Annotated in this window: 14 protein-coding genes; 11 read left to right on the top strand and 3 right to left on the bottom strand. The window is 69.3% G+C overall.

What is annotated here, in order from left to right:
- Positions 1-104 precede the first annotated feature (104 nt).
- The gene (locus CHB84_RS12370; RefSeq protein ID WP_089301731.1) at positions 105-1,748 is read left to right on the top strand and encodes a helix-turn-helix transcriptional regulator; all 1,644 of its coding nucleotides are present in this window, start codon (positions 105-107) and stop codon (positions 1,746-1,748) included.
- 127 nt (positions 1,749-1,875) lie between these two features.
- On the top strand, positions 1,876-2,169 hold the full coding sequence (locus CHB84_RS12365; protein ID WP_089301730.1) for a nickel-binding protein: 294 nt from the start codon (positions 1,876-1,878) through the stop codon (positions 2,167-2,169).
- Here CHB84_RS12365 and CHB84_RS23910 read toward each other — a convergent pair.
- Entirely contained in the window at positions 2,095-2,490 is a 396-nt protein-coding gene (locus tag CHB84_RS23910) for an FAD-binding protein (protein WP_089301729.1), read from the bottom strand. The genes CHB84_RS12365 and CHB84_RS23910 overlap by 75 nt on opposite strands.
- Positions 2,491-2,709: 219 nt before the next feature.
- On the opposite strand from CHB84_RS23910, the gene CHB84_RS12355 reads away from it, so the two are divergent.
- The 4 genes from CHB84_RS12355 (at position 2,710) to CHB84_RS12340 (ending at position 7,317) form a co-directional block, all read left to right on the top strand.
- Positions 2,710-4,350 (top strand): helix-turn-helix transcriptional regulator, encoded by a 1,641-nt coding sequence (locus tag CHB84_RS12355; RefSeq protein ID WP_089301728.1) that lies wholly within the window; start codon positions 2,710-2,712, stop codon positions 4,348-4,350.
- A 265-nt stretch (positions 4,351-4,615) separates the two neighbouring features.
- The gene (locus CHB84_RS12350) at positions 4,616-5,497 is read left to right on the top strand and encodes a class I SAM-dependent methyltransferase (RefSeq protein ID WP_089301727.1); all 882 of its coding nucleotides are present in this window, start codon (positions 4,616-4,618) and stop codon (positions 5,495-5,497) included.
- Positions 5,494-6,189: a hypothetical protein gene (locus tag CHB84_RS12345; RefSeq protein ID WP_089301726.1), complete on the top strand. Its 696-nt coding sequence runs from the start codon at positions 5,494-5,496 to the stop codon at positions 6,187-6,189. The genes CHB84_RS12350 and CHB84_RS12345 overlap by 4 nt, the downstream gene beginning before the upstream one ends.
- 171 nt (positions 6,190-6,360) lie before the next feature.
- Positions 6,361-7,317 (top strand): type IV toxin-antitoxin system AbiEi family antitoxin domain-containing protein, encoded by a 957-nt coding sequence (locus CHB84_RS12340; RefSeq protein ID WP_176439924.1) that lies wholly within the window; start codon positions 6,361-6,363, stop codon positions 7,315-7,317.
- Between the two features lie 92 nt (positions 7,318-7,409).
- Here the strand turns inward: CHB84_RS12340 and CHB84_RS22380 are convergent, their stop codons facing one another.
- A complete protein-coding gene (locus CHB84_RS22380; RefSeq protein ID WP_141134661.1) occupies positions 7,410-7,691 on the bottom strand; it encodes a hypothetical protein in 282 nt (93 codons plus the stop codon).
- Positions 7,692-7,849: 158 nt separating this feature from the next.
- A complete protein-coding gene (locus CHB84_RS12335; RefSeq protein WP_176439923.1) occupies positions 7,850-8,173 on the bottom strand; it encodes an alpha/beta fold hydrolase in 324 nt (107 codons plus the stop codon).
- A 113-nt stretch (positions 8,174-8,286) separates the two neighbouring features.
- On the opposite strand from CHB84_RS12335, the gene CHB84_RS12330 reads away from it, so the two are divergent.
- The 5 genes from CHB84_RS12330 to CHB84_RS12310 all read left to right on the top strand — a co-directional run bounded on the left by CHB84_RS12330 (position 8,287) and on the right by CHB84_RS12310 (position 14,085).
- Positions 8,287-8,559, top strand: a complete 273-nt coding sequence (locus tag CHB84_RS12330) for a hypothetical protein (protein ID WP_089301724.1) — start codon at positions 8,287-8,289, stop codon at positions 8,557-8,559.
- Positions 8,560-8,897: 338 nt separating this feature from the next.
- A complete protein-coding gene (locus tag CHB84_RS23795; protein WP_176439922.1) occupies positions 8,898-10,448 on the top strand; it encodes an HD domain-containing phosphohydrolase in 1,551 nt (516 codons plus the stop codon).
- Between the two features lie 68 nt (positions 10,449-10,516).
- On the top strand, positions 10,517-11,350 hold the full coding sequence (locus CHB84_RS12320; protein WP_089301722.1) for an alpha/beta fold hydrolase: 834 nt from the start codon (positions 10,517-10,519) through the stop codon (positions 11,348-11,350).
- Positions 11,351-11,680: 330 nt separating this feature from the next.
- A complete protein-coding gene (locus CHB84_RS12315; RefSeq protein ID WP_245818703.1) occupies positions 11,681-13,132 on the top strand; it encodes an ABC transporter substrate-binding protein in 1,452 nt (483 codons plus the stop codon).
- Positions 13,132-14,085: a carbohydrate ABC transporter permease gene (locus tag CHB84_RS12310; protein ID WP_089301721.1), complete on the top strand. Its 954-nt coding sequence runs from the start codon at positions 13,132-13,134 to the stop codon at positions 14,083-14,085. The genes CHB84_RS12315 and CHB84_RS12310 overlap by 1 nt, the downstream gene beginning before the upstream one ends.

The following is a 14,085-nucleotide window of genomic DNA, read 5'->3' as shown; positions in this document are numbered from 1 at the left end:
TCGCCTCGCCGCGTTCGGCGGTACGCCTCATGCCTGGCTGCGTCTCGGCTCGATCGTTAGGAATCGGAATTTTCCGCCACGCCATGCTCGTCTAGGCTCGTTGGATGGAGACCAGCGACGTGCTGGTGGCGGCCCGCGAGGCGTACAGCCGTCACGACTGGCATTCGGCCTGCAAGGGGTTCGCGGCGGCCCGTGAGCAGGGTGAACTCTCGCCCGATGACTGTCATGCCGCGGCGAAATCGGCGTGGTGGCTCGGCCGAATCGCCGAATGCCTCGAAGGCTTCGAGGAGGCGTACCGCCGGTTCCTGGCAGCCGGACAACCCTTGCAGGCGGCGATGTCGGCGTTGCTGCTCGGCATCCATTCCCAGGAGCGTGGCGAGACAGCGCGGGGCAGCGCATGGTTGTCGCGGGTGCGCAGGCTGGTCGCGGACGAACCCGACAGCGCGGTGCACGGTTACCTGCTCTATACCGACATGTTCGCCACCATGGGCGACGGGGACGTCGAAAACGCGTTGTCCTACGCGCGCCGCATGGAAGCGCTGGGGAACAGGCTCGGCGACCCGAATGTGGCCGCGCTGGGCGTACTCGGCCAGGGGCGGGCGTTGGTGAAGCAGGGATTGGTTGGCGACGGGTTGTCGCTACTAGACGAGGCGATGCTGGCGGCGGTGTCCGACCAGCTCGACCCGACCTGGGCCGGAGCGATCTACTGCCACCTTATGGACGTGTGTCAGGAGCTGCTCGATCTTCGCCGAGCGGTGGAGTGGACGATGGTGGCGACGCGCCAGTTGGATGTGCATCCTGAGGTCAGCACGCTACCGGGAATCTGCCGGGTCCACCGCGCGCAGGTGTTGCAGGTCCAGGGCGACTGGAGACGGGCCGAACGCGAAGCGAGCCGCGCGTGCCAGGACATGTCGCACGTTCACGTCCTGAGCGCGGCCGAAGGTCATTACGAACTGGGCGAGATCCGCAGGCTCAAAGGCGATCGGACCGGCGCGGAAGAGTCGTTCAAGCACGCCCATCGGCTCGGCCGCGACCCGCAGCCGGGACTGGCGCTGCTCAGGCTCACGGAGGGCCGAGTCGACGTGGCGGTCGGATCACTGCGTGCCGCACTGGCCTGCGAGCGAAACGACCGCCTGAAGCGCGCTCGGCTGTGCGCGGCACAAGTCGAGGTGGCCACCGTTGCGGGAGACCTCACGACTGCCGCTGGTGCGTGCGCAGAGCTCGAGAGCACTGCGCACGCGTACGGCAGTTCGGGACTGGAGGCGACTGCGTCACAAGCGCGGGGACGGGTACACCTTGCCGAGGGGTCCGCCAGCGAGGCGTTGGCCGCTCTCCGTGCGGCCTGCCGCAGTTGGCAGGACTTGGATGCGCCTTACGAGGCCGCGAGGACGCGGGTGTTGATCGCGGAGGCCTACCGCGCGCTCGGCGATGACAGTGCCGTCGAGCTCGAGCTCGAAGCCGCCCGCGTCGTGTTCCAGCGGCTGGGCGCCGCCACCGATGCACGGCACGCCGCCGAGCGCGCTGCCAGTGCACCGCTGCCTGGTGGGCTGAGTGACCGCGAGGTCGAGGTATTGCGCCTGGTGGCCACGGGCCGCAGCAACAGGGAGATCGCCGCGGAGTTGGTTATCAGCGAGAAGACGGTTCACCGACACCTGTCCAACATCTTCGGCAAGCTCGAGCTCTCGTCTCGTACTGCCGCCGCTGCGTTCGCCTACGACCACGGTCTCGTTTCCCAGCGGGATGGGTAGTCGTACCCACAACGAGCTCGGTCGTCAATGGCTCGCTTTTCCGATGAGAGTTTCAGCGTGCGCTGCCAGGCTCGACGTCGTAGCCAGCGGGTCGGATGCCCGCTGGCATCGACCGAAGGAGGACGACATGGACCTGTACGTTATTTTCCGCCGAAGCGGCTGGGGCAGTCAGGCCGAGCTCGCAGCCGCGGACGCGCGCTCGAACGCAGAAGCGGACAAGCGCAACGACACCGTTCGCAAGATCCGCTCCTACCTGCTCGAGGAACCCGATGGCCGGTTGGGCACGCTGTGCCTGTACCAGGCGACGGGCCCCGAGGCGTTGCTGGAACATGCCGAGGCCGCTGACCTACCGTGCGATGAGGCCGTGCGTATCAGTGCGATCGACATCCACCGGCCTGATCCCGAGCTCAGCGCGATCTGATCGTCGGATACCGAGCTCCACCTCGTCTGTTGTGGACGGCACCACGGTCCCTGCTGGTAGGCCCAACAATCCGTCCGCCTTCTCCGGATTGGCTGGCACTAGCAGCAGGGACGTCGGTGTCAGCCTGCCGGGAGAGGACATCTCGGTCGCTTCTGCCTCGATGGGGCTTTCCGGGTCGGCCGGCTGATGGTGGTCGCGGAATCGCCCGTCCGCGTTCACCACGTCCGCTGAGAGCAGGTTGTCGCACGCCGGCCCGTACTTGCGGTTCAGGTAGCCGGTACCGCCGCCAAGGGTCAGCCCCGCGACACCGGTGCCGGGCATGATGCCTCCGCTGGTCGCCAGGCCGACGGTCTGGCGCGCGACCGCTCACGCCACGCATGCGGATCGCGGGCTTCCGAACACTGGCTTCGGGGTCGGACAAGTGGGATGATTAACGCGGTGATCGTGGCGCCCCGCTCGGTGCGTGTGCCGGACCAGGCGCAGGCTGATCCGCCCCTGCCGGTGGTCGGGCCGGGACGGTTCCTTCAGTAGGGATTCCCGATGCACGCTACCGACGCAGTCACGCAAGGCCGGGAGTCGTACGCGCGTCGCGCCTGGCGGGATGCCTACGAGCAGCTGTCGGCGGCGGATGGGCCTACGCCGTTGGACGCGGACGACCTCGACCGGCTCGCGAAGGCTGCGTACTTCATCGGCCACGACGATGCTGCCGTCGAGGGCTTCGAGCGGGCCCATCGAGCGTTCCTCGATCGGGCTGACATCGGCCGCGCCGCCCGCTCCGCGTTCTGGCTCGGGTACTTCCTGGTGCAACGCGGCAGGCATGCCGAGGCGGGTGGCTGGTTCGGACGGGCCCAGCGGTTGCTCGACGAGCACGCTCTGGATGCCGTCGAGTGCGGCTACCTGCTGATTCCCGCCGCGAGGAGGGCACTGGACTCCGGTGACCCGCACCGGGCCCACGAGATGTTCGACGAGGCCGTGAGGATCGCACACCGCTTCGGCGACGCCGATCTCATCGCGCTGGGCACGATGGGTCGCGGGCGGGCACTGATCTCGGGCGGCGACGTGCGCCGGGGCATGGCGATGCTCGACGAGGCGATGCTCGCGGTGACCACGGGCGACGTGTCGCCGATGGCGGCCGGGCTCGTCTACTGCGTGCTGGTGATCTCCTGCAGGGACATCTTCGACTGGCGCCGTGCGCAGGAGTGGACGGTGGCGCTGACCCGGTGGTGTGCGAACCAGCAGGACCTCAAGCCGTACCGGGGCCAGTGCCTCGTGCATCGTTCGGAGATCATGCAGCTGCGCGGCGAGTGGCCCGATGCCATGGCGGAGGCGCAGCAGGCCTGCGAGCATCTGGCCGACCCGCCGGGGGACCCTGTACTGGGGATGGCCCATTACCAGCTGGCTGAGTTGCTGCGGCTGCGCGGCGAGTTCTCGGGGTCGGAACGGGCCTACCGTAAGGCGGGTGAGGCCGGACATGCCGTGCAGCCGGGGCTGGCGTTGCTGCGCCTGGCCCAGGGGCGTATCGACGAGGCCGAGGCGGCTATCCGGCGGGTCGTCGCCGAGGCCGAGGACGACCGCGTGAAACGCTGCCGGGTGCTGGCCGCGTTCGTCGAGATCGTGCTGGCCGCCGGGGATATCGACGCGGCCCGCACGGCGAGCGACGAGCTGGCGGAGTTCGCTGCCGATCTCGACACCCCCTACCTGCGTGCGGTCGCTGCGTCCGCACGCGGGGCGATCATGCTCGCCGACGGTGACGACCACGCCGCGTGTGTGGCGCTGCGGCGCGCGTGGCTGTCCTGGCAGGAGCTCGACGCGCCGTACGAGGCGGCACAGGTGCGCCTGCTGATGAGCCGGGCCTGCCGGCGGCTTGGTGACCATGACACGGCGAGCATGGAGCTCGATGCCGCCCGCCGGGTGTTCGAGCAGCTCGGTGCGGGCCCGGCGCTGACCAAGGCCGCCGAGCTGTCCGGCCGGTCGAGGGCGAGCGCACCCGGCGGACTGACCGCGCGCGAGGTCGACGTGCTTCGGCTGGTCGCTACGGGGGCGAGCAACCGCGAAGTCGCCGACCGGCTCGTGTTGAGCGAGAAGACCGTGGCACGCCACCTCAGCAACATCTTCGCCAAGCTCGGCGTCGCGTCCCGGGCCGCAGCCACCGCCTACGCCTACCGGCACCAGCTGGTGTAGCGCACCTCGACCCCAGGGGCGGCTACACAGAAATGCCCATCCGTCCCGGGCCGCCGGAGATGGGTGCTTCCGCCGAAGCGCCGGTGGGTCGGTTTGCCGGATGCTCTGCTCGTCGGTGTCGGCGAGGAGAACGGGGACCGATGATGCCAACCGAACGAGATCCAGGCGTGAGGCGCGGGCCCGGCGACCACGTGGCCGGTCGCACCGAGATCCACGTGAGCGTGCACAGCCGGGACTGACCGGACCCTGCTGAGGAGAGACGGCGATGACCACCGGGTTGCGGACCACCGAGCAGCGGCGCGTCGCGTGGGAGAAGATCGCCCCGGCCTACGACGAGTACGTCGCGCCCCTGGCGACCACCCTCGCGCAGGCGATCATCGGTGAGTTCGGTATCCGGCCCGGCCTGCGTTGCCTCGACGCGGGTGCGGGCGTCGGGGCGCTCGCCGTCCCGGCCGCCCGGCTCGGTGCTCGGGTCGTCGCCGTCGATTTCGCACCCACGATGATCAGCAGGCTCACGGCACGGGCGGCTACAGCCGGACTGTCCGATCTCGACGGTCAGGTCATGGACGGTCAGGCCATCGAGGTCGACGACGGGAGCTTCGACGTGGCCGCCTCGCTCGACGGCATCGCCTGGTTCCACGATCCCCGCGCGGGGCTGGCGGAACTGGTGCGCGTCACGAAGCCGGGTGGCCGGGTGGTGGTCGCCGCGTCCGGGGCGCCGTGGCGGACGGAATGGGGCAGGTTCTTCCGGAGCGCCCTGCACGTGGCGGTGCCCGGTGCCGCCCGGCCCGCGGACCTACCTGCATACGCGGAGCCGTTCGACGATCCGCATCAGTTGCGTCGCGCGCTTACCACAGCCGGGCTTGCCGGTGTGCAGGTGATGACCACCGACGTCAGCACGCGGTTCCGGTCGGCCCAGCACCTGTGGGACGTGGTGATGTCCGGCGACCCGACCGGGACCGGGCGGAGCATCGGGTTGACCGACCGTCGGATCGCAGACACCCGGCAGGTGCTGGACGGGATGTTGCGGGAGCGCTCGGGCGGCCGTCCCGGAGCAGTACTGCACACCGGGCTCGCTGTTGCTACCGGAATCAAACGATCAAGGGGACGGCCCGTCCCCGCACACACCAAGGAGAGAAGATCATGACATCGACAACGTCGACAACCCGGGCGCGGTTCGGTGCCACCGCCCTCGCGCTGGCACCGGCGATGATGTTCGCGGCGCTCGTCAGCCACCCGTTCATCGCGCGGTTGCCGGACGCTACCGGCGTCGCTTCGGCCGTCGAACAGGGCACGACGCAGTGGGGAGTCGTACACCTGCTCACCGCCGTGGGCGTCATCCTGACCGCGCTGGCCTTCCTGGCTGTCCGGGTGTGGCTGCGCGACGCCGGGGAGGACCGGCACAGCGCGTGGGCGCTGCCGTTCGTGCTCGCCGGCAGCGCCCTGTACGCGCTGCTGCCTGCGCTCGAGTTCGCGCCCATGGCGGCCGCGTTGACCGGAGGTGACGTCGCCGGAGTCCAGAGCGAGCTGCAGCCATGGTTCATCCCGATCCTGGCGAGCGGCGGGCTTCTTTTCGCCGTCGGGATCGTGGGATTCGCATGGGCTGTCGCCTCCTGCCGGATCCTGAACCGCTCACTGACGTACCTGGTCGTCACCGCGCTCGTCGTGCTTGCCCTGTCGCGGATGGTTCCGCTCGGCGCGGTGCAGTTCTACGTGCAGGCCATCGCCGGCCTCGTCGCGTTGTGGCCGCTGGCGTACCAGCTCTGGCGCGCACCGCGGTTGACACGGGCCAGCTCGGGACGGGCCGCGGCTGCGCGGCAAGCACCTGCCGTGTCGTGAGCCAGTGGGGCTCGGTGACGGGACGAGTCACCCGTGCCGTTACCGACACCGACCCTGCCGGTAGGACCACCACGTGCCCGGTTCACCCGGTGCGAGTGGCACGACCGGCAGGGTCCCCGGATCTGTGTCGTACCTCCGGCATACCGTGCTGTCCGACGAGGGGAGGACATCGTGCCCGACGCAGTAACGCCCTTCACCGTGGCCCAGGCGCGCGCGGCAGGCTGCGACAGGGCGGCCATCCGGCGTGCGCTGCGCAGCGGAAGGTGGGTCCCGCTGCGGCGTGGAGTGTACGTCCAGGCAGCGCAGCTCGCCGCCGTGGCGGGTTGCCCGGAACGGCGTCATGCCGTCGACGTGGCGGCGGTGCGGCTTGTCCTCGGCTTCGACGCGGTTGCGGGTGGGAATTCCGCCGCCCGGATTCTCGGGCTGGACCTGCTCGACTCGCGTGTCCGGGAACCCGTCCTACTGACCGGTGCGGCGGCGGTCAAGGGCACGCACCGCAACGGCTACGTGCTGCGTTCGGCGGCGCTACCGAGCCATCACCGGGCGACCAGACACGGCGTCCCGATCACATCCGCTGCGCGTACCGTGGTGGACCTGGCGCGAACGCGGTCCTTCGCCGAAGGCGTGGTGGTAGCGGACTCGGCGCTGCGGGCGGGTCTGGTGTCGATCGCCCGGCTGCGCGCTCTGCTCGGGGAGTGCTCGACGTGGTCCGGTACGACTCGGGCACGGCGGGTGATCGACTTCGCCGACCCGCTGGCGGAGTCGGTGTTGGAGTCGCTGTCCCGGATCGCGATACACGAGCAGAACCTGCCCGCACCACGCACCCAGGTGACGCTCGGCGACGATCGTGGCCCGCGCTGTCGCGTCGACTTCCTGTGGGACGACGTTCGCGTGGTGGGGGAGGCCGACGGGCTCGGCAAGTACGAGCCGGGTGATGGCCGCTCCGCACGTGACGTCGTGCGTACCGAGAAGCGCAGGGAGGAGTGGCTCGCCGACGCGGGCTACGAGGTGCTGCGCTGGGGTTGGGAGGACGCGAACGACCCGCCGCGGCTGGCACGGCGGGTCAGGGCGGCCTTCGCGCGTGGAGCCGAGCGCCAGCGCGGTCGCCAGCAGCCCGGTGCGGCGTGAGTTGATCACCGACCCTGCCGGTAGGCCCATCACGTGCCAGGTTCGCCCGGCACAAGTGGCACTACCAGCAGGGTCCCGCGCGCCGCCGGCGCTCATTGCGGCGCGACTACGGGCATGGCCGAAGTCGACAGTCGCTCTGCCCGGTCACGGATGCGGCAGGCCAGCCCCACCTCCGCCTCACGTTCAGCGACCGTTCTCGCTTCCTCCGCTAGGCGGCTGTGTACCGTGGCGACCCTTTCGAAGTATCCGGCCAGCTGGCTCGTGGTCGCGTGCGGGCCAGGACGGCGCAGCACAAGACAGGTCAGTTCGGACAGCGTGCTCATCGGGCCGGGCACCGGCACGCTCGTGGGGGAGAAGGATCGGTTGGCTTCCATGACCGTTGCCCTTTCACGTCCGGTCCCGCGTTCCGCCGCTGGGACGACTGCCCCGAGCATGCGATGGGCCGGGCCGTTCCCACATCGGGAACGTCCCCCTCGTGGTCGTGCCTCGGTAGGGGATCGGCCATCGCATGCGGAGCCGGGCGCCGGCGCGGTCAGCTTGCGGCCAGGAAACGATCGATCTCGTCGAGAAACACGGGCCAGGCAGGCTCGGTTCCGGTCAGGATGTGGTTGCGGCTGTCCAGCAGCACGAGCCGGCTGCCGGGGATGCGCGCGGCCAGTTCCTGCGCCTGCGCCTGCGGCACCCGCACGTCGCCGCGCGCGTGCACGATGAGGGTGGAGCAGCGCACCTGGTCCACGATGCCGGTCACGTCGATGTGGGCGAACGCGTCGAGGAACCGCACCACATTCTCGGTCGAGGTGGTCATGCGTTGTAGCTCGTTGAAGGCTTCCCAGGTCTGCCGGGTGGCGTCGGGCATCAGCCGGCTGGCGAAGACCTGGCGCAGCGAGGGGTCGTCTCGACGCCAGCCGGTCCTGGCGAGCGGGCTGGGACATCGAGACGCACGGGCTGGTCGGGGCACCGCCGACCCGGGTGCTGCCAAGTCAGGGTCGGCACGACACCGTCGACAGGGCGCTGCGGTTCCGCGACCTCGGGGTCTCGGCGATCACGTCTGTACCCACGGACGCCGGTGACCGGATGGACCTTGCGGCGCTGAGCCGGCTCCTCGCCGCCGACGGGGACCACGACTCTCACACCCGGGAGGCGGCGATGCGGATACAGCAGGACGGTACGACCTCGATGGGCGGGACCACCTGGCGAGGACGGGCGCCGTACCTGCTGCGGTCGGGCCCGGGACGCTGCTGACGGTGCGCCGTGCCGAGCCCGCCCCCGCTGGATCCGCGAGCACCGACCCGTGGGCACTGTTCCGGCGGCTGGTCGCGGCCTCAGCGCTGGTCATGGCAGTCTCGGCCGTACTCGTCCTTCGCGTCCCACGCGCCGCGAGCCGGGAATCGCGCGCGTGACAGAGCGTGCGGGCGTGGGCAAGCCAGGGTGAGGTGATCACCGATCCCGCTGGCAGACTCAGAATGTGTCCCTGTTGCCCGACCCGATTGGCTCCCCCAGCAGGGTCCCCGCCGGTCGGCACGACCACGGGCACCCATCCGGTCATTTCGGATCAACGTTCTCAGGAGGAAGCTGGGAGGATGTCGGTGCGACTGGCGGAGTTGCTGACAGGACTGTCGCGGCTGGGCGATCTGGGCTTCGGGCTGCAGGCCGGTGAGTCGCTGCGTTCATCGGCACTCGCGATCGAGCTGGGCCGCTCGCTGGACCTGCCGGACGAGGACGTCCGGGCGGCGATGTACACGGGACTGCTGTTCCACGTGGGGTGTGTCGGCTACGCGCACGAGACAGCGCGGGTGTTCGGGAACGAGTTCGTCGTGAACATGGCCGCGGAGCAGTCCGATCTGGCGGACCCGCGGGACGTCGCGGCGACGATCGTTCCGGCGGTGACACGGGGTCGCTCGCCGCTGCGGCGGGTACAGCTGGCCGTCACCTCGCTCACCAGGGGCAAACGTTTCGGCGCCGCCTACGACACCGCCTCGTGCGAGGTCGGGCGGGACGCGGCGCGACGCCTCGGCCTGCCCGACGGGGTGCAGCACAGCATCTACCACTCCGCCGAGTGGTGGAACGGAGGCGGCTCGCCTGCCGGTCTGGCAGGCGAGGCCATCCCTGTCGCGGCGCGACTCGCCATGCTCACCGGCATCGCCGTGCTGTTCGACACCATCGGTGGGGTCGAGGCGGCAGTCGACGCGGTACGCCGCCGCGGCGGCGGCATGGTGGATCCGCAGCTCGCCGAGCATTTCACCGGCCGGGCGGCGGCGCTGCTGGGCAAGGTCAACGCCACCGACCCCCGCGACCTGGTGCTGGAGGCCGAGCCCGGACCGGTGGTGTCGGTACCCGAGTGGCGGTTGGTCGACATCGCCGGGGTGTTCGGCGACCTTGCCGACCTCAAGACGCCGTACACGCACGGTCACTCGCGCGAGGTGGCCGCACTGGCCCGCGCGGCCGGGCAGCGGCTGAACCTGGGCCCGGACGAGGTTGCCGACCTCGAGGTGGCGGGACTGCTGCACGATGTGGGCCGGGTAGCCGTGTCGACCACCATCTGGGAGAAACCGGACCGGCTCAGCGCGCACGAGTGGGAGCAGGTACGGCTGCACGCCTATCACTCCGAGCGGATCCTGTCGGGATCGGACCGGCTTGCACCCCTCGCGCGGCTGGTCGGAACGCATCACGAACGGTGCGACGGGAGCGGCTATCACCGTGGTTGCGCGTCCACCGAGCTCACGATGGCAGCGCGGGTGCTGGCGGCGGCCGACGCCTACCAGGCGATGACCCAGCAGCGGGCGCACCGGCCTGCGCTGGCGCCCGAGCAGGCCGAGCAGTGGCTGCGCGACGACGCGGCGGGCGGCCGGCTCGACGCGGATGCCGTGGCCGCCGTGCTGGCCGCGGCCGGGCACATGACTGCGGCGGTCCGGCGGGAGCTACCCGCGGGATTGACCACCCGTGAGGTGGAGGTGCTCCGGCTGGTCGCGGGAGGGTGCAGCAACAAGCGCATCGCCGAGCGGCTGGCGATCTCCAGGCGCACGGCCGAGTTCCATGTGCAGCGGATCTACACGAAGATCGGCACGTCGAGCAGGGCGACGGCAGCCATGTTCGCCATGGAGCACGACCTGCTCGACGGCCAGGACCGGTAGTTCTACTGATCCGCGCTCCGCCGCGGCCGGTGCAGGCTCGGGAAGAACCCACCGGGAAGGAGCCACACATGGACACCTGCCGCATTCACCGAGCCATTTCGGCCGACGGCACTGAGATCGCCGGACGTGTGCACGGCCACGGACCGCCGCTCGTACTCGTGCCGGGCGGCCCGGCCGACGGCGAGACCGCCTGGCCGGCGCTGCTTCCGCACCTGTCTGAGCACTTCACCTGCTACGCGATCAACACGCGTGGCCGTGGCATGAGCGGAGACCACCCCGACCACTCGCGCGAGCGCCTCGTGGCCGATGTCGTCGCGTTCGTCGAGAGCATCGGGAACGAGGTGCTGCTGTTCGGCCACTCGGCGGGCGGGACCCACGCCCTGGAGGCAGCGGCACACACCTCGGCGGTCGGCGCGCTCGCGCTCTACGAGCCGACGCTCACCGAGCTCGCCGACGAGAAGGTATCCGCACGGTTCTCGGACGCCTTCGCCCGGGTGCGCCGTGCCGTCGACGAGGGGAGACCGGCCGACGGGGCCTGGATCTTCCTCGAGGAGCTGGCCATGGCCAACGACACCGAGCGGGCGATTCTCTCCGAGGTGGACGCGGCCCGGGAGATGGCGCCGCTCGTCCCCGTCGTCCTGGAGGAGCAGGCACAGTCCGGCCTTCCCCGGCTCACCGAGCTCGCGCTACTCGAACGGGTCACGATGCCGGTGCTGCTGCTGCGCGGCTCGCGGACCAACCCGTTCTACACCGCGGTGGTGACCGAGCTCGCCGAGCGGATCGCCGATTGCCGGGTACGCGAGATCGCGGGCGTCGGTCACCTCGGGCCCGAGATCGAACCTGAGCCGGTCGCGGCCGAGCTGGTGCGTCTCCGCGAGGCTTCGGGCCTGCGACACGGCTGAACCGTCGCGGGGCGTCCGGGACGCCAGTGCCAGCTGCTCGTGATGAGCACATCATGGTTCGTTATCTCTGAGATCGACACGGTCGACCGGAGCGCTTCATAGCTGCATGTCACAGGGTTTGAGTGTGTCATCTTCACGTTAATAACGATAATTTATGTGAACAACACTTGACTTGATGTTAAGAAAGCAGCAAACTCCTGTGACACAGACCACCACGAGGGTGTTGTCCCGGGTCGGGGACCGCACTGCTCGACAGCGAAGGCTTCTGGCCGAGCAGCGCGGGGGACTCGCGTGGTTGCGCGCCGATCATTCGGAGGTTTCGTCAGCACCATGGACCACAACCAGTTTTTCGACAGTCTCGCGAGCAGGGGGATCAGCAGACGGGGCATGTTGCGCATCGCCGGCACCGCGGCAGCCGTCGCCGCCGGCTCACCGATATTGCAGGCCTGCGGCTTCGGCGGCGCCGGGGGGCAGGGCGGCGGCTCCGAGGCGGACGCTGTCACCGGCTCGTTCGACTGGCGCAAGCACGAAGGCACGACCGTGCGGCTGCTGATGAACAAGCACCCGTACACCGACGCACTCAAGGCGAACCGGAAGGAGTTCGAGGAGCAGACCGGCATCAGCCTGGAGATCGACGAGTTTCCCGAGGCGAACTACTTCGACAAGCTCACGCTGGAGCTGCAATCCCAGCAGGGCAACTATGACGCCTTCATGCTGGGTTCGTACATGGTGTGGCAGTACGGTCCACCCGGCTACCTCGAGGACCTCAACCCGTGGATCCAGAACTCGTCGGCCACGCACGCCGAGTTCGACCCCGATGACTTCTTCCCCAACCTGCTCACCGCGGGGCAGTGGAACTTCGAGAAGGGCGCTCCACTGGGCGGCGAGCAGCAGTGGATGCTGCCGTGGGGATTCGAGACCAACACCGTCGCCTACCGCAAGGACGTGTTCGACAAGCTCGGCCTGCGACCCGCGGAGACCTTCGACGAACTGATCGAGGTCGCCGCCGCCATCACCGAGAAGGCCCCGGCGGCGGGCTTCGGTGACATGTACGGCATCGCGGTGCGCGGCTCCAAGGAATGGGCGACCATCCATCCCGGGTTCATGACGATGTACTCGCGGATGGGCTTGACCGACTTCGACTTCTCGGGTGGCGAGCTCGTCCCGAAGATGAACTCGCCGGAGGCGGTCGAGTTCACCGATAAGTGGGCCCGGATGGTCCGGGACTCGGGGCCGTCCGGGTGGACCTCCTACACCTGGTACCAGGCCTCCAGCGATCTCGGTGCAGGCAAGGCGGGCATGCTGTTCGACGCCGATATCGCGTCGTACTTCCAGAACACCGACACGGCCGCGGAGGGCAAGATCGCCTGGTACCCGGGGCCCAAGGGTCCCGATGGCTCGCTGGACACGAACATGTGGATCTGGTCGCTCGGGATGAACGGCGCATCCGAGAACAAGGAGGCGGCGTGGTGGTTCCTCCAGTGGGCCACGTCGAAGGAGCACCTGCAGTTCGCCGCGACCGAGAAGCAGCACATCGACGCCGTCCGTCAGTCGGTCGCCGACTCGGGCGAGTACAAGGACATGCTGTCCAAGCACACCGGGTTCATCGAGACGTTCGAAGAGGTCATGCCGCACACCGAGATCCAGTTCACCCCGCAGACCAGCTTCTTCGACGCCACGACCTCGTGGGCTGCCGCGCTGCAGCAGATCTACGGTGGCGACGACGCGGCGTCGACCCTCGACCGTCTGGCCAGTGACCTCGACAGGACGGTCAACCAGTGATGTCGGCACCCGTCGATACCGAAGACCGGCAGCCCAGCGCTGCCCAGCCGTCGCTGCGCGCGGCGCCGACCGTCTCCAGGCGGCGCCGCGCCCTGCGGCCCTACATCCTGGTCGTCCCGGCGGTGTTGCTGTGTGTGGGCGTGCTCTACCCGTTCGTCCTCGGTGTCTCGTACACGTTCTTCGACTTCTCCGCCACCAACCCCGAACCGGACTTCATCGGCTTCGACAACTTCGCGAACATCCTTTCCAGCGACGCGTTCTGGAACTCCGCCCGGGTCACCGGGTTGTTCGCGCTGGCAGCGACCGCGGTCGAGACGGTCCTGGGGATCGGGGTGGCACTGCTGCTCAACCGCAGCAGCCTGATCGGCCGGATCTTCGAGCGGGCGCTGATCGCGCCGCTGATGGTGGCGCCGATCCTTGCCGCGATCATGTGGCGCCTGTTCCTGCTTCCGGAGGTCGGCTGGGTTCGCCCGATCGCCGAGTCCGTGGGCATCGGCAACTACACGGGGACGGACTCTCCCGTGGGAGCGTTCGCCTGGTCCGTGGTCGTCGATACCTGGATCTTCACCCCGTTCGTCGCCATCATCGCGCTGGCCGGGCTCCGTTCGCTGCCGCGCTCACCGTTCGAGGCGGCAGCGGTCGACGGGGCGGGCTGGTGGCTGACCTTCCGCAGGCTGACGCTGCCCATGATCTGGCCGTACGTGCTTGTCGCGGTGATCTTCCGGCTCATGGACAACCTGAAGATGTTCGACGTCATCTTCGGCCTCACCACGGGCGGCCCCGGCAACGCGACGACCACCCTGCAGATCAGTGCCTACCTCGACGCGATCAGCTACGCGCGGTACAGCCAAGGCCTCACCCACATGATCTTGCTGTGGGCGCTGGTGTTCCTGACCTTGATGATCCTGGTCCGCTACCTGCGCAGGGTCCAGAACCGCGCCGCGGGAGTGTGA

It is taken from the genome of Haloechinothrix alba, from assembly GCF_900188115.1.
Classification (GTDB): Bacteria; Actinomycetota; Actinomycetes; order Mycobacteriales; family Pseudonocardiaceae; genus Haloechinothrix; species Haloechinothrix alba.
This window is presented reverse-complemented; position numbering and strand designations above follow the sequence as displayed.

What these genes read in the sequence shown, in the direction of transcription:
- CHB84_RS12355 (WP_089301728.1), top strand. Translation starts at nt 2,710, where the DNA reads ATGCACGCTACCGACGCAGTCACGCAAGGCCGGGAGTCGTACGCGCGT.
- CHB84_RS22380 (WP_141134661.1), bottom strand. Translation starts at nt 7,691, where the DNA reads ATGGAAGCCAACCGATCCTTCTCCCCCACGAGCGTGCCGGTGCCCGGC.
- CHB84_RS12350 (WP_089301727.1), top strand. Translation starts at nt 4,616, where the DNA reads ATGACCACCGGGTTGCGGACCACCGAGCAGCGGCGCGTCGCGTGGGAG.
- CHB84_RS12370 (WP_089301731.1), top strand. Translation starts at nt 105, where the DNA reads ATGGAGACCAGCGACGTGCTGGTGGCGGCCCGCGAGGCGTACAGCCGT.
- CHB84_RS23910 (WP_089301729.1), bottom strand. Translation starts at nt 2,490, where the DNA reads ATGCCCGGCACCGGTGTCGCGGGGCTGACCCTTGGCGGCGGTACCGGC.
- CHB84_RS23795 (WP_176439922.1), top strand. Translation starts at nt 8,898, where the DNA reads ATGTCGGTGCGACTGGCGGAGTTGCTGACAGGACTGTCGCGGCTGGGC.
- CHB84_RS12365 (WP_089301730.1), top strand. Translation starts at nt 1,876, where the DNA reads ATGGACCTGTACGTTATTTTCCGCCGAAGCGGCTGGGGCAGTCAGGCC.
- CHB84_RS12335 (WP_176439923.1), bottom strand. Translation starts at nt 8,173, where the DNA reads ATGCCCGACGCCACCCGGCAGACCTGGGAAGCCTTCAACGAGCTACAA.
- CHB84_RS12320 (WP_089301722.1), top strand. Translation starts at nt 10,517, where the DNA reads ATGGACACCTGCCGCATTCACCGAGCCATTTCGGCCGACGGCACTGAG.
- CHB84_RS12315 (WP_245818703.1), top strand. Translation starts at nt 11,681, where the DNA reads ATGGACCACAACCAGTTTTTCGACAGTCTCGCGAGCAGGGGGATCAGC.
- CHB84_RS12345 (WP_089301726.1), top strand. Translation starts at nt 5,494, where the DNA reads ATGACATCGACAACGTCGACAACCCGGGCGCGGTTCGGTGCCACCGCC.
- CHB84_RS12310 (WP_089301721.1), top strand. Translation starts at nt 13,132, where the DNA reads ATGTCGGCACCCGTCGATACCGAAGACCGGCAGCCCAGCGCTGCCCAG.